Annotated in this window: 10 protein-coding genes; 8 read left to right on the plus strand and 2 right to left on the minus strand. The window is 40.3% G+C overall.

Annotated elements, in window-relative coordinates; translation table 11 throughout:
- Positions 1-13: 13 nt before the first annotated feature.
- Both kdsC and kdsD read right to left on the minus strand, forming a co-directional pair.
- Positions 14-571, minus strand: a complete 558-nt coding sequence (kdsC, locus tag AACL23_RS02055) for a 3-deoxy-manno-octulosonate-8-phosphatase KdsC (protein ID WP_015874294.1) — start codon at positions 569-571, stop codon at positions 14-16.
- Between the two features lie 15 nt (positions 572-586).
- Complete coding sequence (kdsD, locus tag AACL23_RS02060) at positions 587-1,564, minus strand: arabinose-5-phosphate isomerase KdsD (protein WP_015874295.1); 978 nt, start codon at positions 1,562-1,564, stop codon at positions 587-589.
- 256 nt (positions 1,565-1,820) lie between these two features.
- Between kdsD and mlaF the strand changes: the two genes are divergently transcribed.
- The 8 genes from mlaF to AACL23_RS02100 all read left to right on the plus strand — a co-directional run bounded on the left by mlaF (position 1,821) and on the right by AACL23_RS02100 (position 19,613).
- The gene (gene mlaF, locus AACL23_RS02065; protein ID WP_339049857.1) at positions 1,821-2,579 is read left to right on the plus strand and encodes a phospholipid ABC transporter ATP-binding protein MlaF; all 759 of its coding nucleotides are present in this window, start codon (positions 1,821-1,823) and stop codon (positions 2,577-2,579) included.
- Between the two features lie 27 nt (positions 2,580-2,606).
- Positions 2,607-3,395: a lipid asymmetry maintenance ABC transporter permease subunit MlaE gene (gene mlaE / locus AACL23_RS02070; RefSeq protein ID WP_100096191.1), complete on the plus strand. Its 789-nt coding sequence runs from the start codon at positions 2,607-2,609 to the stop codon at positions 3,393-3,395.
- Positions 3,395-3,904: an outer membrane lipid asymmetry maintenance protein MlaD gene (gene mlaD / locus AACL23_RS02075; RefSeq protein ID WP_100096190.1), complete on the plus strand. Its 510-nt coding sequence runs from the start codon at positions 3,395-3,397 to the stop codon at positions 3,902-3,904. The genes mlaE and mlaD overlap by 1 nt, the downstream gene beginning before the upstream one ends.
- Positions 3,905-3,919: 15 nt before the next feature.
- Positions 3,920-4,543, plus strand: a complete 624-nt coding sequence (gene mlaC, locus AACL23_RS02080) for a phospholipid-binding protein MlaC (protein WP_095034349.1) — start codon at positions 3,920-3,922, stop codon at positions 4,541-4,543.
- A 12-nt stretch (positions 4,544-4,555) separates the two neighbouring features.
- Positions 4,556-4,804, plus strand: coding sequence for a BolA family protein (locus tag AACL23_RS02085; RefSeq protein ID WP_015874300.1), 249 nt, complete (start codon positions 4,556-4,558; stop codon positions 4,802-4,804).
- A gap of 34 nt (positions 4,805-4,838) precedes the next feature.
- A complete protein-coding gene (gene murA, locus AACL23_RS02090) occupies positions 4,839-6,107 on the plus strand; it encodes a UDP-N-acetylglucosamine 1-carboxyvinyltransferase (protein WP_100096189.1) in 1,269 nt (422 codons plus the stop codon).
- 72 nt (positions 6,108-6,179) lie between these two features.
- The gene (can, locus tag AACL23_RS02095; protein WP_100096188.1) at positions 6,180-6,833 is read left to right on the plus strand and encodes a carbonate dehydratase; all 654 of its coding nucleotides are present in this window, start codon (positions 6,180-6,182) and stop codon (positions 6,831-6,833) included.
- 474 nt (positions 6,834-7,307) lie between these two features.
- Complete coding sequence (locus AACL23_RS02100; RefSeq protein WP_339049864.1) at positions 7,308-19,613, plus strand: Ig-like domain-containing protein; 12,306 nt, start codon at positions 7,308-7,310, stop codon at positions 19,611-19,613.
- Positions 19,614-19,616 lie beyond the last annotated feature (3 nt).

A 19,616-nucleotide genomic window follows, 5' to 3' on the forward strand; every position in this document is an offset into this window, starting at 1 on the left:
TTCATTTTGTCATTCATATAAATGCCTCTTTAGCGCTCGTGAGCTTTTTTTGAGCCAACAAAATTAAATCACAGAGTTCACGGACTGCACCATGGCCACCCAAGGTATAGGTGACGTAATGTGCTTTTTTTAAAAGCCAGGGATAGGCATTTGAAACGGCCACAGATAGCCCCACTTTTTGCATCACGGGCCAGTCGATTAAATCATCTCCAATATAGGCCACTTGTTGATCGTTGAGAGACAGGAGAGATAGGAGCTCCCGATAGGGTATCAGTTTTTCTATGGCGCCTTGATAAAGGTGATCAATGCCCAAGGTAAGCGCCCTATCTTTGACAATTTGAGAGGAACGACCTGTGATCAGTGCGACTTCAATCCCGGCATTTTTTAAACACCGAATGCCGTGGCCATCATGTATATGAAAGGATTTGAGTTCCTCGCCCTGGTTCCCCATATAAATTCGACCGTCGGAAAGCACGCCATCGACATCACAAATTAACAGCCGAATCTGTGTCGCTCGCTGAACCACTTCTTTTTTAACGATTCCGTAATGCGTTTCTAGCATATGATTCATCCATTATCTCGTTCATTAGATTACTCCGGATCTCAGCATGTCATGCATATGCACCACCCCCACCAAACGGCTTTTTTTAGACACCAACAAAGCGGTAATATGATGTAATTGCATTAAGTTAAGGGCCTCCACAGCCAATAAACCAGGTTTAACCTGTACCGGATTGGAAGTCATCAGGTGATTAATGTGCGCCTTGTTCAAATCTATTTGTTTATCAAACACTCGGCGTAAATCCCCATCAGTAAAAATCCCTTCAATTTTCATATTGTGATCACAAATCGCGGTTAAACCCAGCTTTTTTTGGGTCATTTCCAACAAAGTATCACGCAAAGAAGCATTTGAATAAACGAAAGGAATGTCGCTTCCAGTGTGCATCATATCACTGACCCGAAGCAGCAACTTACGGCCTAACCTTCCCCCAGGATGAGAGCGTGCGAAGTCTTTTTCAGTAAATCCTCGAGCTTGCAAAAGGGCGACCGCAAGCGCATCCCCCATCACCAAAGTAGCCGTCGTGCTGGTGGTGGGCGCTAATCCCAACGGGCAAGCTTCTTGAGGAACTTTAATACACAGGTGAATATCTGCCGCTTCTCCCATCGTGCTGTTGGGATCTGCTGTCATACAAATCAAAAAAATATGTTGGCGCTTTAACAAAGGGATCAAGGACAAAATTTCATTCGCTTCACCGGAATTTGAAATCGCTAACACAATGTCACCCTGACTTATCATGCCAAGATCGCCATGGTTTGCTTCACTCGGATGAACAAAAAAAGCCGGTGTTCCGGTGCTGGCAAAGGTAGCGGCTATTTTACAACCTATATGCCCAGATTTACCCATTCCCATGATCACTAACTTGCCCTGACAAGAAAAAATGTGGGCGCAAGCCTTTTCAAAATCTTCATTGATGTACTGCTCTAATTGAGCCAAACCGGCACATTCAATTTTTAATACTGCTTTGGCAATTTGTTGATAATTTACCTGATTGAGTAATATCATACTTATCACTTATTAAAGTACTCATGGCATACATTTGATAGTAAGGTGAAAAATTTTATACTAAACTGTTTAAGAAGCCTACCATGTAACATGGATTAACCGCATCAGCACACCGCGCTCTGGGTTTATCAAGGGTTTTTAAAGAACTTTAATAATTGAGAACTCAACATAAAAAAACAAAAGCAGCAAGATCAACCAAAATGATTTATAAATCTCATTGAATCCAAACTGAAGGTATGTATTTTACACACGACGAATGAGTGATAAATCTAATTTAATCGAAATGAAAGGTGTACATTTCACACGTGGCGATAAGGCGATATTTTCTGATATCAATATCACTTTCCCCCGTGGAAAAATGACTGCCATTATGGGCCCTTCTGGAACAGGTAAAACCACTTTACTACGTTTGATAGGCGGACAGCTTTTGCCTGATAAAGGAGATATTTTATTCGATGGAGAAAATATCCCTCACTTATCTCGCAAAGATCTCTATCGTGTTCGTAAAAAAATGAGCATGTTGTTTCAATCTGGCGCGTTATTTACTGATCTGAATGTATTCGAAAATGTGGCATTTCCTCTACGTGAGCACAGAGCTTTATCCGAAGAATTGCTGCGGAGCACAGTGATGATGAAGTTAGAAGCCGTGGGTCTCAAGGAGGCCGCTTGTTTGATGCCTTCAGAGCTGTCTGGTGGCATGGCCAGACGAGCGGCATTAGCGCGTGCTATTGCGCTGGATCCCCAGCTCATCATGTTCGATGAACCCTTTGTTGGACAAGATCCCATGAATTTAGGCATATTGGTGAAATTAATCAGAGAACTCAATCATACATTAGACATGACCTGTATCCTGGTGTCACATAATGTGACAGAAGTTTTGAGTATTGCCGATTACGCTTATATCTTGGCAGATCAGCACGTTATTGCAGAGGGTTCACCAGAACAACTGAAAAACAATCCCAATCCCCGTATTCGAGAATTTTTGTACGGTATTTCAGAGACTTGTATACCTTAAAATACCCTTAAACTTGATGGAATCTTCATGTCAATCATAGAAAGTGTATCATCTTTAGGGCGTAAAGGGATTGACGCCTGCTCTACCCTTGGACGAGCAGGATGCATGTTGTTGAATATTGTTTTCGGCAAGCCGGAACCTCGTAAAAATCTCCCTATTTTAATCAAACAGCTATATCGTGTTGGCGTACAATCTATTTTGATTATTGTCATTTCGGGTTTATTCATCGGGATGGTGCTGGGTTTGCAAGGATATTTAACGTTAACGACCTACGGTGCAGAAGGCAGCTTAGGTATGTTGGTCGCTTTATCGTTGTTCCGTGAACTGGGCCCAGTAGTTTCGGCTTTATTGTTCGCAGGGCGGGCAGGATCCGCGCTGACGGCTGAGATTGGCTTAATGAAGGCCACGGAGCAACTTTCCAGTTTAGAAATGATGGCGATTGATCCCTTAAGACGGGTTATCGCTCCGCGCTTTTGGGCCGGTGTCATCAGTTTACCATTACTGGCCGCTCTCTTTATCAGCGTCGGTATCTTTGGGAGTAGCATGGTAGCGATTGACTGGAAGGGTATCGATGCTGGGTTTTTCTGGTCAGCAATGCACGATTCCGTGATGCCTTCTGATGTCATCAATTGTTTTTTTAAAAGTGTGTCATTTGCAGTGATCATCACCTGGATCTCGGTATTCAATGGCTACGATGCCACACCCACCTCTGAAGGGATCAGCCTGGCAACGACCAGGACCGTCGTAAATTCATCATTGGCTGTACTGGCTGTTGATTTCTTGCTCACTGTATTGATGTTTGGGAACTCATCATAATGAATACAAAAAAATATGAAGTCTGGGTCGGTTTATTGATGTTATTAGGGATCAGCGCGATCCTGTTTCTTTGCTTGAAGATCGCGAATATTCACTTAATAACACCACAATCTACCTATGAAATATATGCTAATTTTGACAATATTGGCGGCCTGAAAATGCATTCTCCTGTTAAAATTGGTGGCGTGGTCATAGGCAAAGTCTCTGACATTTCGTTGAAGGGGCCAAATTATACGCCTCGCGTCACCATCGATATTGACTCACAGTACCATCACATTCCAGACAGCAGTTCATTAGCCATTCGTACTTCTGGCTTATTAGGAGAACAATTTCTGGCATTGAGCCTGGGTTTTGAAGATGCAGAAATGGGAACGACTATATTAAAATCAGGAGATACCATTAAAAACACCTCCTCCGCTTTGGTGCTTGAAGATCTGATCGGTCAATTTTTATATAAAAGTGGTGAAAAAAGCAGCATACATAAAACCTCCAATATCTCACATCATTGAAATAGAGAATCCCCCATGTTAAAAAAATATTTTTTTATCGTTTTATTGATGCTGGTGCCTTCATTAGTTCAGGCATTAGATAAAACAAATCCGTATACACTGATGGCAGATGCAGCGAAAAAAACCTTCACGCGACTCAAAAACGAGCAATCCAGGATTAAAGCCGACCCCAATTATTTACGGACCATCGTTCAAGAGGAGTTATTCCCTTTTATACAAATTAAATATGCAGGGGCTTTGGTATTAGGCACCTATTACAAAGGCGTAAAACCTGAACAACTTAAAAACTATTATTCAGCTTTTAGTCAATATTTGGAACAAGCTTACGGCCAGGCTTTAACCATGTATTATGGCCAAACGTATCGTATTGCACCTCCTCAGGAGGTGGGATCGGCCACCATGATCCCTATTAGAGTGACAATCATTGATCCTGATGGCCGCCCTCCTGTCAGATTAGATTTTCAATGGAGAAAAAACACCCAAACCGATCATTGGCAGGCATTTGATATGCAGGTCGAAGGGGTCAGTATTATTACTACGAAACAAAATGAATGGGCTAATATCTTGCGTGAAACAGGAATAGATGGGTTAACAAAACATTTAACCCTGCTTGCTCAGCAGCCGATTACTTTAAAATAACTGATCATCACTATGCAAAAAAAAATCAAAGACAGCTTGCTCGATGCTTTGTCTCTTGAAGCGCTTTTTATCACCGAACAGGGTAACCATTTTGAGGTCATTGCTGTGGGTGATTTATTTTCAGGAATGAGCAGTCTCAAAAGACAACAGACTATTTATGCCCCCCTAATGAAATACATCACCAATAAAAGTATTCATGCGGTCAGCATCAAAACTTATACAGTGCAAGAATGGAAAGAGTTTAAAAAAACCTCTGTTTGATCGAAAAATTTTAAATGTAAAGAGAATCAGCATAATGAAAAAATTTCGCATTCAGGGGCCTTGCTCTCTCTCGGGAGAGGTGATGATTTCGGGATCAAAAAATGCCGCCCTGCCTATATTGTTTTCTACCCTATTGTCAGAAGAACCCATTGAGTTAAAAAATATCCCAGAACTCAAAGATATCGACACCACGCTAAATTTACTGAAACAGCTGGGGGTCAAAGCAAAATATCAACCCCCTGATTCCATTATGATTGATGCGAAAGCGGTTAATCATTTTTGTGCGCCCTATGAATTGGTCAAAACCATGCGCGCCTCTATTTGGGCATTGGGGCCTTTGGTTGCCAGGTTCGGTCGAGGGCAGGTCTCTTTACCTGGGGGATGCGCTATAGGTGCAAGACCAGTGGATTTACATATTTTTGGATTAAAACAGCTCGGTGCAAAAATACAAATAGAAGAAGGGTATATTAAGGCGTCTGTTGAAGGTCGTTTAAAAGGGGCTCATATTGTCATGGATAAGGTCAGTGTTGGGGCCACCCTCACCGTCATGAGTGCCGCTACATTGGCTGAAGGCACCAGCATTATTGAAAACGTTGCCCGAGAACCTGAGATTGTTGATACAGCCAATTTCCTCAATATTTTAGGGGCCAACATTCAAGGTGCTGGAACTGACAAGATCGTCGTGGAAGGAGTCAAGCGATTAAGAGGAGGTGCTTACAGTATTATGCCTGATCGGATTGAAACAGGGACCTTTCTTGTCGCAGGCGCAGTTTCAAGAGGTAAAGTTGTCTGTCGTCACACTCAGCCCGCTACCTTAGAGGCCGTATTGGCTAAATTGCACGAAGCTGGCGCACAAATCGAAGTCGGCAAGGACTGGATCAGCCTGGATATGAAAGGGAAGCGTCCAAAGGCGGTGAATGTGCGTACAACACCTTACCCCGGTTTCCCAACCGACATGCAGGCCCAATTCACTTTGCTCAATATCGTTGCAACAGGCACAGGTGTTATTACTGAAACCATTTTTGAAAATCGTTTTATGCATGTCCCTGAATTAATCCGTATGGGCGCCCAGGTAAAAATTGAAAGCAACACCGTCATTTGTCATGGTGTGGAGCGCCTTTCTGGAGCAGGAGTCATGGCGACCGATTTACGTGCTTCGGCCAGTTTGGTGTTAGCCGGTTGTATCGCTCAAGGAATCACGATAGTGGAGCGAATTTATCATATCGATCGGGGTTATGAGTGTATCGAAAATAAGCTAAGAAAACTGGGTGCTCATATTGAGCGGATCCAAGGCGCTCAGTAGCCAGAAATATCACCTGTTTTGGCTCGTCATATTAAGGAGCACCTTATTTATAAAAGGTGATCAGACAATTAAATGAAAGACATAAAAAAACTGATTGAAAATAATAAAATTTGGTCAGATTCGATGAGTCAAAAAGATCCTGATTTTTTTCAACGTTTATCTCAGGTGCAAAAGCCGAATTTTCTTTGGATTGGTTGCTCAGATAGCCGTGTCCCCGCCGAACAGTTAACCAGTTTGGAACCAGGCGAACTTTTTGTACATCGTAATGTGGCTAACCTGATTATTCATACTGATCTCAATTGTCTGTCTGTAGTGCAATACGCTGTAGAAGTATTAAAAGTGGCGCATATCATTATTTGTGGTCATTACGGTTGTGGAGGCGTCCAGGCAGCAATAGAAGATAAAGAATTAGGCTTAATAGATAACTGGTTATTACATATTCGTGATCTCTGGTATAAGCATCGTTTGATATTAGGGGAATTACCACTCAAAGATCGGAATAATCTGCTCTGCGAGCTCAACGTGGTCGAGCAGGTTTACAACCTTGGGCATTCTACTATTGTGCAATCTGCATGGAGACGGGGTCAAAAAGTCATGTTACACGGTTGGATTTATGGTATGCACGAAGGCCGTGTGAGAGATTTAGGCGTATCTGCCAATAGCAGAGAAAGTGTCGAAATGGCTTATAGCAACGCCATGTCCGTCAATAAATCTCGAGATATCTAAATTTAAAAGAAAAATGCCCCATTTGATGATTGAACAAAATGATTCCCGTTTATTTTAAATACCATTGAAGCCAGGTATTTCTACACTGTGAAGCAATTGACTGTTGTCATAAATCGATAAAGCCACTTGTTCGTATTTGTCCGTGTTTTGGCATTTTTGTAACCGCCTTTTTTGCCATTTTCAACCCCACCCCACCTTTATCATGACTGTCATTGATCAAATTAACCCTTGTAAGACTTAACGAGATATTTTATCGAAATCTTCAGGGGCAAAACCCTACAGCAGTTTTATATTAAAAATTAATTCATTCACTATAATTGATAATCAACAACAATTTCATCAAAATAAAATTTTGTCCCTAAAAAAATCTGAAACGAAAGCGCTCACTCATTTCTCGGAGCGCTGTCATCGAATGCAACATAAAAAACCCTGAGTTTTTACAATCAAAATTCATTTTTTAAAGAGGAAAAACTGATGGCGACTCAAAAAATATTTGCACAACATAATTCCAGGATTGATTTGTCTGCATTAGGAAATAAAAATCAGATTCAAGTGGTGATATCAGGTCCAGACCTAAAACTAACCTCGCCCCAAGGCAGTGTGACCATTGTGAATGGGGCGATGTATTCCAGCTTAAAAGACAGCCAACTGTCTTTTCAGTTTCAGGATGGTTCTTTAAAAGGTAAAGACTTACTCAGTCAGGTGAATCTTGAGAATATCGACTTTAAAAGCGCCGATGCTTTTTTAGTCGATCATGTTCAAAATAAAGTGCTTCAAGAAGAACAGGAAGCGCTGAAACAAAAAATGAGACAGGCCGAAAAAGCAAGAGAAAAAGCCGAGAAAGAGAAATCAGAAGCCGAGAAAGCCGCGTTAGAAGCGCAGGAAGCACAAAAATCCTCTCAACAAATTGAAGAAGCGCTCAATGAATTTTTAACGCAAGCGAACACCAAAGCGGCCTTGGCTCAAATCACCCCTGATGAAAGAGACATCTCTCTGGATTCTGCCTCTTCTTTACATAAAGAATCGAGTACAACGGTAGAAGTTGCCCAGGTCAACAAAAACGCCAACCGAAGCAGTGGATTAAACAACCCGGCCCCAAACCCTAAAATCGATTTAAAAATCAGTCTGGCGCTTGACGACAAGAGTAATAGCAGCGGGCAAAAAGATAATTTAACGAACGTGACTTCACCTAAATTAGTGGGCACCACCATGCCAGGCACTGAGGTGACGATTCAAAAAGGCAGCACAACATTAGGGAGCACCAAAGCGGATGGTCAAGGTAATTTTACCTTTACTCCCACTGATTTAACAGATGGCCCCCATGAATTTATGGCACTGGGAGAATATAAAGGGAATAAAGCCCAGGCAAAATTATCTCTCGTGATTAAATCGAGCACTCAAACCCCTACTTTTGAGATGAATTCAGAAGACATTGCACTCACGCAAGAGGAGCGCTCTGACATTTTTTTGATTAAAAATGTGACGCCGACCATTCACGGGAAGGCGGAAGCCAACACGCAAGTCAGCGTTTATAATAAAAAATCAACCGATGATAAAGAAACACGACTAGGCACAGTGAGCGTCGATGAAAAAGGAGTATGGAGCTATTCTTTTAAAGACAGGCAACTCGCGCAAGGGGATAACAGTATTAGCGTCGTTGCAGAAGACAAGGCCAAAAACATCGCTGCTGCCAAAAAAACCATTAATCTGGATTCAATCCCTCCATACGCTCCCACCATTGAACTTGCAGAAGAGTCTCATCCTAAAATCCATGAGGGTCAGACTTTCACTCGATTTACAGATCCAGTATTAAAAGGAACATTAGAAGCCGGCGCAAAAATTGAACTTTATTTAAACGGAAAAAAGATAACAGAAGATATCTCTGTCACAGAAGGCAAATGGTTTTTTAAACCGAAAAAGAAGTTAGCGGCTCAACAGTATACAATAACGGGGGTTGCCATCGATGAAAGAGGCAATCGCTCAGACGAGAGGACAGAAGAAAATAAACAAGGCCATGGTGAGTTCACTTTTACGATTGATGATAATGTGAATATAGGTAGCTTCAATGCCAAAATTGTAGACAAGGACAATACCTCACTACAAGTAAAAGACAACCATAATCATACAATAACGAGTCACACAAATCCTGGATTTGAAGGAGAAGGGAAGCCGAACAGTACTATCATTTTTTCAAATAATGAAAATGAAAGTGATAAGCAGGAAATTAAAGTAAATGAACAGGGAAAATGGAGTCTTGCAGGGTTTAATACACCATCTAAAGGTGGTTCTAATCTTCTCAAATTTGATATCGCCGATCTGTATGGCAATAAAGGCCAATTCGAATTCCAATATGAGATCGATACCATTGCCCCTGAGTCCCCAAAGAATATTTCATTAAAAGAAGATTTTAAAACTATAGGTAAAAACAACACACAGACCACAGCAGAAAAACAGCCCACATTAATAGGAACAGGCGATTCATTTAGCTGGGTTTGGATTTATGAAGATTCCGGTTTGGATTCGGGTCCGAATAATATGGGAAAATATTTAGACAGGGTCAAAGTGGAGAGCGATGGCCATTGGGAATATAAGTTTCCAGAATCTCTCACACCCAAACTCCATACCCTGAAATTTAAAGCTCAAGATGCCGCGAATAATTTTTCTACAAAGTCGGAGTTTCAGTTTAATGTTCAAACCAAAGCCACGATTTTAGAAGCCTATTTAAGCGAGGAGAGTCGTTCTAATCAACACCTGGAATGGAAAACAAAAAAAACCAGCAATCTAAAAATTGAAGGAAAAGCAGACCCAAATGCCAATATCACTATTGATATAAATGGATCAAAAAATAATGTTGAAGCCAATAATGAAGGGAATTGGAATACTGATATTGGTGATTTATCGGCGGGGGAATACCCTGTAAAAATAACATCTACAAGCCAAGTAAAAGATATAGAACCTCTCAATATCACCCGTGAGCTTTGGATAAAAACCCGTATTGAGTCTGCCACGATTGAGATTATTGAGGAAGGTGGGCTTGTCTCTAAACGAGACGAGACGATCATCACCAGTAGCACAAAGCCTAGATTTAAAATTACAGGAGAAGCGGGAAGCGATTTTATCGTCACCTTTGAAAAAAACGGGACAGAAGCAGAAGCAGAAGTAGAAGTAGAAGTAGAAGTAGAAGTAGCAAAAGAAGTAAAAAGTAAAATATCACAAAGTGGAGATTTCATAGTTGAGAATCTAGACCTGGAAAAAGGTCTATACCAAGTGAAGGTTAAACTAAAAGACGATGTTGGCAACGAATCCGAATTAAGCTCGCCGTATGCATTTACAATCGACACAGATGGAATCACCCCAACCATAGAACTGAAAAATTCGACTGAATTCCCTGGTGAATCCAATAAAAACATCACTAAAGATGATATTTTTCAATTCAAGGGCCAAGCCGCGCCAGGGGCAAGCATCTCTCTACGCCAACATGATGAAGATAAAGACGGCGAATCAGTAATATTAATGAAAGATATTTTAGCGAGTGAGGTAAATGGAGCCTGGGAGGCTGAATACAGTGCGAGTAAGGATAGTTTAAAAGACGGGGAATACACTTTTTCTGTCCAATCCAATCATTTAAAAAAACAATTGGATTCAGATAAATTAATAGTCACTCTGGACAGGGAAACGCAGATTGGAAAGATTGAACTGGTACAGAATGCAGATGATAAAGCATTAAAATCTGACACGACTAAAAGTCAAAAGCCTAAATTCAAAATCACCGTGCCAGACGATGTTCGAAAAATAGAGCTTTGGGCGGTTAAGAATAATGAAAATAGATTCGATACAGAAAAATTCACGTTCACCAAAACAAACGCCAGTATTACTAATAGTGACAAAAACAGGCTATGGGAGATGACTCTTGATTCAGACTTAGAAGCTGATAAAAATTATACGCTCCATGTTGAGGTCACTGACCATGCCTCAAACAAAAAAAATAACTGGGACGACGCAAGCCAACCCTACCGATTTTATATCTCAGGAGCATTAACCACGCCTTCGATTGCTTTTGATAATGACACTAAAACAGGGAAATATCTCGATTTTACAAATAAGACAGAAAAACTCGGCTTTATTGTGTCGAACGTCAAAACTGTTGAGGGTCAAGATCTTCCGACTGTTCAGGTGGAGATAAAATCGCTTCAAGAGGAGGGGGACTCAGAAAACATAACTGCGAAGCAGAGAGAAGATAAAAAATGGGTGGCTTTTACAGAAAATACATCCTTTTTTTCTAAAGGCAAATATCGAGCCACTGTGACAGTCACTGATGTTAAAAATGCAAAAGCATCAAATACATTTGATTTTCATGTTAAACCTTTCATTCAACCCACTGAAATCGAACTTGTTGATGAGAGTAGTACTGAGGGCAAGAGTTCTGTGAAAGCACCTGGATCAATGACACTGACTTATAACAGCCCACAATTCAAAATCACATTTGATAAAGAAGACATGGATTCAGTCAATATTAAGCTTGAAAATTCTTCTGATGGTAAAACAATTGAAAGCAAGCCATTAACAGCAAAAGAAATATCAAATGGTGAGTATATTTACGAACCAGGCATTCTCTTTAATCAAAAAGATTACATCTTAACCGTCACCGCTATAGACAAGGCCGGCAATCAAAACCCTAAGGCGCAAAATTTCAATATCAATAGCAGTGAGCTTCAGAAGGTGGATATTGCATTGCATGACGACGATAAAACAGGGGATAAAAAATCAAACTTCACTAAAAACAAAAACCCCATACTGATTTTTAGAACGCAAGAAGACAATATTGACAGCATAGAAATTTATAAAAAAGTTGAGGGGGGCATTGAAAAAATACATACACTGGAATCCACTGGGGGTTTCGATCCAAAGAAAGACGAAACCTGGCAGATTTCAGACAACATTTTCGACAAAGATGGGAAATATATCATCAGCGCCAGGCCCTATAAAGGTAAAAAACAAGGCCCTACAACTGAGATAGCCATCGATTTTTATCAAAATGCCCCTGGAGTCCAGGATATTCAACTCAATGCAGAAAGCAAATCGACATTCGATGAAAGTGGGATTTATACCAACAACTCCAAACCCGGTTTTTTGATCACCGTTCCTGACGGAGACCAACAACGGGTATGGAAAATGCAGGTCTTGGTGATAAAAAAATCTGATGACAATACATTAGAGACAATAGAAATAAGGGATACTCTATTTCCGGGTAATAACACCCAGCCAGTGAACACTCAAAAATCCTGGTCTAAAGGAACTTACGAGATCGTAGTGACACTCACCGATAAAGCAGGCAATCCGTCAACACAAAAAACACAGACAATTTATTTTGATGATACCAAACCTAAACCCGTTATCCATTTTCACCCTGAGGCGTCTCCCGACAAGTCGGGCGAAAAAAACATCATAAAAAATCAAAACAGAAAATTTGTTATCAAAGGCACAGAAGAGAAGCGGATAGAAGCATCTGATGAGATTGAAGTGACCTTGACTCAGATTAATAAAACGTCTTCGAAAGAAACACTTTATCACAGCAAAAAGAATGCCACTTTATTTAGTTATAACGAGGGGAAAAAAGAACAGACGTTTTCTTTAGATGAATCAAACGCCTGGCCTAAAGGCGACTTTCAACTGAACGTTAAAGTCACCGATCGATATGGAAATACTGGCATCTCGAAAGAACCCCTCTCATTCACCATACAGGATAGCGTAGAGAAACCCGAAATTGGTCTTATCGATGACGATGACACGTCGTATCATAAGAAAACTGACGTACATATCACCAACAAACCTAAACCCAGGTTCAGTCTCACTAACCTCGACGAACACGCCACCAGGGTGGACATTAAGACGACCCCACCCGTTGTTGAGGGACGGCAATTAAACGACTCTTTTGACAACCTGGCTGAAGATAGTACAAAAAAAGAACAGCTAACAAACAGCTTTCAATTGCAAAAAGAATGGTCTGACAATGGAGATTATAAGCTATCGGTCAACACCTTTGTGGATGCCGAACCGTCTCCTGAAACAACACTCACAGTCCTGTTTGACAATAAATTAAAACAGCCCCAAATTACCTTGGACGAAGAAACACGAAAGAGCTCATCTGCATCTGAATCTGGGGCCACCGTGGCCTCTAAAACGCCCAGATTTAATCTGTTGGATATTGAAGACGATGTCAAACATATTTTACTGCAGGTCTATAAAAACACTGCGACAGAACACTTCGAAAAAATTGAGTTTGATATAAAGGATTTGGAAGACACTAGTAAAAGAGAGGATATTGAGAGAAAAGGAATCAAGAAAACCGATAGTGGCTATACTTATCAATCTTCAGAATGGCAAGACAATGCGAAGTATAAAATCAGCCTCACCGTTACAGACCGTGCAAGCAATACAAATCAGGAAAACCCGGCTGCATTCGAGGTCAACATTGACACCGCGATCGCCAAAATACCTTCAATAACACTGAATGAGAGTGATAACCAGGCATTTGATAAAATTAAAAAATTCATCACAAAAAACCAAAATCCCTCTTTTAAACTGGACAATATTGATGACAGGGAAAAAACAATTACCATCACCATTTATAAGCTAGGAAATACAAAAGAAATATTGGCTTCGCACACATTCCCTAAAGAGACAAGAACTTTCAATGTTAATCAGTTGATACTTGCTGATAAAAGTCAACTCAGGTCACTGGCAGATGGACAATATACGATTCAAGCCGCAGTCACATTAAAAACAAAAATATCCAGCGCCCTTGGAAGCTTAGACTTTACGATTGACCATGCTGACGCCCCAACCCACACCATCGAGCTTATTCACAATACCGGCACCATTCAAAAACCTGTCACCAATAAAACGACTCCGAAATTCCACATCAAAAATATCGCTTTCGATCGCCTGGATCGGGATAACCCTGACAGTATTGTGGTCACTTTTCAAAAAAAGAATCGTGCAGACCAACAACCGGTCATACAAAATCTTGCAAAAAGTGACATACCAGATAATAGTGATGAATTTGATTTCACCACCTCCACAGCATTAGAGCAGGGCGAGTATACCGTCACGGCCAAGGTGACCTACCAGGCGGGTCAAAGCAAAAGCACAACACTTGCGGATCTGAACATCTACACCACACCGCCTCAATCGAGGATTGAATTTGAAAATACTGAAAAAGTCCGCACTGAAGGCGGCAAAAATAAAGTCCAAAAACAGGATTTGAAGTTTAAGATTTCAGTCAATGACGATACAGCGATGTTAAAAAAAAGCTCGAGTAAGGTTAAGGTGTCTTTAAAAAAAGGGGATGTAAAAGAAGGACCCGAAATAGAGGCTCTCTACAATAATACAGAAAATGTATGGAAAGTGGATTTATCAGAAAAATCAATCTCTAAAGGAGACTACACCATAGAGGCTAATGTTACCGATAAACATGACAATACCGGAACATCTGAGCCAATGAATTTTTACATGCTCGACGGGCTTCTAAAGCCCGAGATTGAGATTGAGACAAATGATCATACCCCCTATGATCCAACCGAATACAAAGATAACAAAAAGATAACCAATAAAACACAGCCCACATTCATTATAAAAAATATAGATCCTGAGGCTGAGTCAGTGACTTTCTCCGTATCTAAAAAAGGAGTGGAAATACCTTTTGCTACAAGAAATTACAAAAAAAATGAGGGCGGCTGGCCATTTTTTAGTAACACGGAGAAAATCAAAGTCGAGTTTCAAGACGACGGCGACTATGACATTAAACTCGATGTAGTAGGCGTGGGTGGGGTACAACAATCTGCTAAGGCTCTTTTACTCACCTTCAATGCCCAGGTAGATCCCCCTCGAATCTCTTTAGAGAGTCAAAAAGATGTCGCCGCACCATTAACCAGTGAAAAAAAACCGACTTTTCTGATTGAGCAGATTGGTGAACATGTCAGGGAAATTAAAATTATTCGTGAAAGCCAGGGCGAGGACCCCGTCAAAAAAGAGTTTATATGTAAAATCAACGACAAAGGAGAGGTACAAACTCTCAATAATGATTTTGGAGGAAGGCTCACGAAAGATCCAGATAATACAGGAACCTACAGATTTACTCCTAAAGATGACTGGCCGGACGGAACCTATAAGGTCAGAGTTGAAGTGACTAATCGAGCCAAAAAATCCGCAATGTCAAACGAAGACAATATAATCACTCTTACCATTGACAACAACCTCCCCGAGGTGCCCACCATAGAACTCGAGCCGGCCCATAACAGCACTTATCCAGTTTCTCTTAAACAAACAGAAACATGGACCCAAAATAACTCCCCTAAATTTAATATTACGGTGAAAAGAAATGATGTAAATCCAGTCACAAAAGTCCATGTCAAAGTAAAAGACCCCGGGGGTAATGAAAAAATAGAAGAAGCCACAAAAAAAGACGGAAAATGGACCTTTACGCCTGGTACTTCATTCACCACAAAAGGTGCTTACACACTCTCCGTTCAATCCGAAAATCAACTCGAACGTACAAGTCATTTTTCCAGCGACATCATCGTTCATTTTAACGCTGATCCCCCTAAAAAACCCGGAATCAGATTAGACAGTGAAAGCATCACAGGCATAGATAATCCTACAGAGATCACCAATAAGCCATCCCCTAAACTCTCAATCACAAACATTAATACAATACAGGATGCGGTTGATCCAGACGCCGTCGAAGTCACCCTCATTAATGACTCAAAAAACCAAGCACTGGCTACGAATGCAATAGCGAGGTACGATAGTACAAATAACACTTTCTTTTACGTACAAAGAAATCTCTCAGAAGGCAACTATACCGCTACCGTTAAAGCCACCAATAAAGCCGGTATACCCTCTGAAATATCTGACCCATTTAGGTTTGAAATCGATACCACGGCTCCCAATCCACCCGAGATTGAAATATTGACAGGGTCATACGTAACCCATCAAAAACTTAACAAAGTACTAAAAAATAATAATCAACTCCGCTTTTTAGTTAAAACTAACGCAGAGATTAATGATCTAAAATATATTGAGGTCAGCCTTGATGGTAATAAGTTAAATAAAAACCTCTTAGACCCAACAAACAAAAACGGATTGCTTTCCGGTATGAAGTTGTATAAAAAAAACGTCTGGGAGTTTACTTATAATCATCCTTTTTCATTGGGTACCCATAATTTATTAGTCACAGTCACAGACAAAGCGGGCAATACAAGTAATGCGCAGGACCAATTTATGGTACTGGGCGAATTGCATCCCCCCAAAATAGAAATGCCCGATAACACCAATGCGGCGGGGCCCACCAGCACGCCTCATATGATCAACAAAGTCAATATGGGTCAAATTAATAAGAGAAACTTAACAATCAGCCTGGATGATCATACGCTATTTCCTTATGTTGAGATGAAGGCGGAACTCATCCCTAATCAAAAGGGCAGTTCAAAAACCACTACTATAAATCTCAGAACTGAAAAAGAAGTCTGGATGGGCGAGATACCCACTAAGCAGCCTGATGGTGAATATACATTGAAAGTCACCGCCACAGATGTGTTAGGAATTAAAAAGGAAACAAATGTAGAGTTTGTGGTTGACACGACCCCTCCCGAAACACCTACTATCAAACTGAGAGATTCAGTTACAAAGCATGCTGAATCCAAAGCAACACAAGAAACAACACAAGAGAAGCCAAACTTTGTGATTGGAAGCATCCCAAACGATATCTATAAGATAAACATTAAAATTACAGGAGATGATTATGATTATGATTATGAGGTAGATAATCCGAATAATGTTGAAAACAAATTAAAAGAGTGGAGTGGTATTCAAAATGCTTTAAAAGATAACCAAACATACTCAATCACAGTCACTTTTACAGACAAGGCAGGAAATACAAGCAATAACAAGGATGATCCATTCCAAATCAAAAAAATCGTCCCATATACTTTCATAGATCCGACCCTCATACTCGATCCGGAGACCGACTCAGGCACTCAGGGGGATTTCAAAACGAATCATAACCAACCTGTTTTACTCTTTAAGAACATGAGCGATGCCGCGGTGAATGAGGTTAATCTGAAGCTTGAAAATAAAATAGATAAAAAGACTTATACATATTCTTTAAAAGACTTCGAGCCTATAGATGTTAAAAATAGCAAGGAATACAAAATTGAATTGATAAAAGAAAGTTCTCTTACAAAAGAAGCCCCCTTTCCAGAAGGAGAATACAAAGTCACTGTAGAGTTGACTTATGCCAATAATGAACAATATACGAAAGCAACAACTTTCGAGAAACCCCTGACCATCAACCGAAAGAAACCCGAAGCAGTGTATGATGTTAAGTACACTTTCAAGGACGGCGATCAGGACCAGGGGAAAACCATCAACATAGAAGGAAAAAAACCAAAAAACACAGATATTTTTATTCAATTTCATGGGCAAACTGAGATAAATATAAAAAAGCAAAACGGAGATTCGTTATTCTCAGATGAGACATTCATTACTACCCAACCTTGGGGGCAACAGAAAAGCTTTACCCTCTTCGTTAAAGACGATATCGGCAACCAATCCGAGAATACTCAGGTCGAAATACCACTCCCGCCCAACATCACTAAATATAAGGATTTAGGTAAGTATCTTGAAATCTACATTGATAACAGCGACAAAAAAATAAAAGAAGGCGATAAAATTATCATTAAAGAACAAGGCACTGAATACCAATATACAGTGATTAGCGATAATTTAACAAACAATAGTTTTCAATTTACAACTAACAACGCATTCACAGACAAATTTACTGCTTATGTCAGCCGGGCAGGGCACGAAAGCGAACAAATTCAAAGAACCATACCTAAACCGCCTCAAAATGTTGAATATACCTTCTCAGGAAGCAGTAGTAACCTCTTGGTGGTTAAAGGAGATGTAAAAAAAGGACAAACACTAAATATAAGCAATAATAATGAGGATTTTTCTGCAAAAAGTTACGAAGCTACTCGAGATCAAATTTTGATAGCGATAAAGCCACTTTATAAGAATTTAAAGAAATTTAACGTGTTTGCTTCAACTGCAGATGGAGGAGAAAGTCAGATTGTTGAAAAAGAAATACCCGATGTCTTTATTTATTGGAATTTTATCACAAAACAATATCAGGCTGGATTTCATTTAAAAGATGCTGCTCAATACATTTCAGAAAAACAGCCACGCGAAGAAATCGGTTTCAATTTTGATCATGTATTAGAGATGCGAAACGGCCACGCACCTGTGAATTATGTCTACTACAAGAGATTGACAGACCCTGATCAACCTTATCAAGTGATTGAGTTTGATAACCAGGTAGATTATGAGTTGACAAAATACCTCTATATAGATGCAGAAGAAGGGCAGACAGCGGGGCGTCATAATCATTATGGCGATCCAGAAAATACCTGGTGGCGTTTCAGATACAATGATATTGATAGTGATTCAAAAGAATTAAATAAAGACAAGTGTACAATTAAATTTATCCATAAAAAACAGGTTATGAAATTTTTATCTGGATCTGATGGGCAGTATAACGATTTGGGTATATTAGCGTTACAGGCAATAAAAAAAGAGGATGAAAACATAATTGAAGCCCGATGGGATATGCGGCCTAAAAAGATTTCTATTAAAAAAGAGGACAACATTGATGGAAAAAAAGTGTATTCGATCCGAGTAGAAATCGATCAAAAATTGCAAAAAAGAAATCTAGAATTGATTTTCACAAATGCTTACAACAAAAAAGAAGAGATTATTTCTAGCGACTATAACACAAATACACGAGAATTTACATCAAAAGTAAAAGGAGGCTTCGAAGGGCAAGGGAGTTCAGGAAGCCACAAGTTTGTAAGAATTTTTCTCAAAGATAGAGATTCAGGTGTTATCTCTTATTTTAAAGAGGTAGAGATTAGCACAAGAAGTACAGATGATTATGAAGAAATTCGAGAAGACTCTGATCTATGCTCATTAACAATGTTCCCAGGTTCGCAAAAATATTGCCATAATGATAAAACACATAGTAAGCGTAGTTTAAAAGAAGAAGCTCTAGAAGAAGTAGCATTAGAAAGAGCCCCCGAAGCTTTGTTCTCTGAAATCAACGAAAAAGAAAAAGATAAAATCGATACAAGCCTACCGCTCACAAAATTCAGCCCCCCACTCACAGAGGGAATCGATCAACCTACAGAAATTGAGGCACAGCAAGTCAACCCGACTCAACCCCAAAAAGAGGATATCCCTACTCAGCTGGTGGAGGAACCGAAGGCGGCCGCCCCACAAAATCCGATTGAGCTCAACAACCCCATCACATCAGAGGAAAACACCACTGCGGATCTCACCCCCAGCTTCACACTCAACGCCCCGAAAGAAGCGCCCGATGCCGTCAAAGCACTGGTCACCCTGGATAATCGCCCCGAATATGCGCTTGAGCTGATTGACAACCAAGGGGTATTCACTGTCGAAATGCCCTTAGCAGAAGGCCCACATCAACTCAAGGTGAAATTTATCGATCCGGATGGGGATTGGATCCGCCTGGATAAAACGTTCACCATCGATGCGTCTTCTGAAAGAATACTGAGCAGCCTGGAAACCCCAGACAGATATCAAATCGACCTTTCAACAGGGTCAAAAACGAGCCCGTCAAAAGAAAATGCGGATATTTTAATGATGACGCCTGTTTTACATCTGCCTGAGCATGAGGAGGAATCCATATATTATGGATAAAAA

Origin of the sequence: Candidatus Williamhamiltonella endosymbiont of Tuberolachnus salignus (genome assembly GCF_964019775.1) — a bacterium.
Classification (GTDB): domain Bacteria; phylum Pseudomonadota; class Gammaproteobacteria; order Enterobacterales; family Enterobacteriaceae; genus Hamiltonella; species Hamiltonella defendens.

Bases quoted from the DNA above. Each gene is read 5' to 3' on its own strand.
- kdsC (WP_015874294.1), bottom strand. From the start codon at position 571: ATGAATCATATGCTAGAAACGCATTACGGAATCGTTAAAAAAGAAGTG.
- kdsD (WP_015874295.1), bottom strand. From the start codon at position 1,564: ATGATATTACTCAATCAGGTAAATTATCAACAAATTGCCAAAGCAGTA.
- mlaF (WP_339049857.1), top strand. From the start codon at position 1,821: ATGAGTGATAAATCTAATTTAATCGAAATGAAAGGTGTACATTTCACA.
- mlaE (WP_100096191.1), top strand. From the start codon at position 2,607: ATGTCAATCATAGAAAGTGTATCATCTTTAGGGCGTAAAGGGATTGAC.
- mlaD (WP_100096190.1), top strand. From the start codon at position 3,395: ATGAATACAAAAAAATATGAAGTCTGGGTCGGTTTATTGATGTTATTA.
- mlaC (WP_095034349.1), top strand. From the start codon at position 3,920: ATGTTAAAAAAATATTTTTTTATCGTTTTATTGATGCTGGTGCCTTCA.
- AACL23_RS02085 (WP_015874300.1), top strand. From the start codon at position 4,556: ATGCAAAAAAAAATCAAAGACAGCTTGCTCGATGCTTTGTCTCTTGAA.
- murA (WP_100096189.1), top strand. From the start codon at position 4,839: ATGAAAAAATTTCGCATTCAGGGGCCTTGCTCTCTCTCGGGAGAGGTG.
- can (WP_100096188.1), top strand. From the start codon at position 6,180: ATGAAAGACATAAAAAAACTGATTGAAAATAATAAAATTTGGTCAGAT.
- AACL23_RS02100 (WP_339049864.1), top strand. From the start codon at position 7,308: ATGGCGACTCAAAAAATATTTGCACAACATAATTCCAGGATTGATTTG.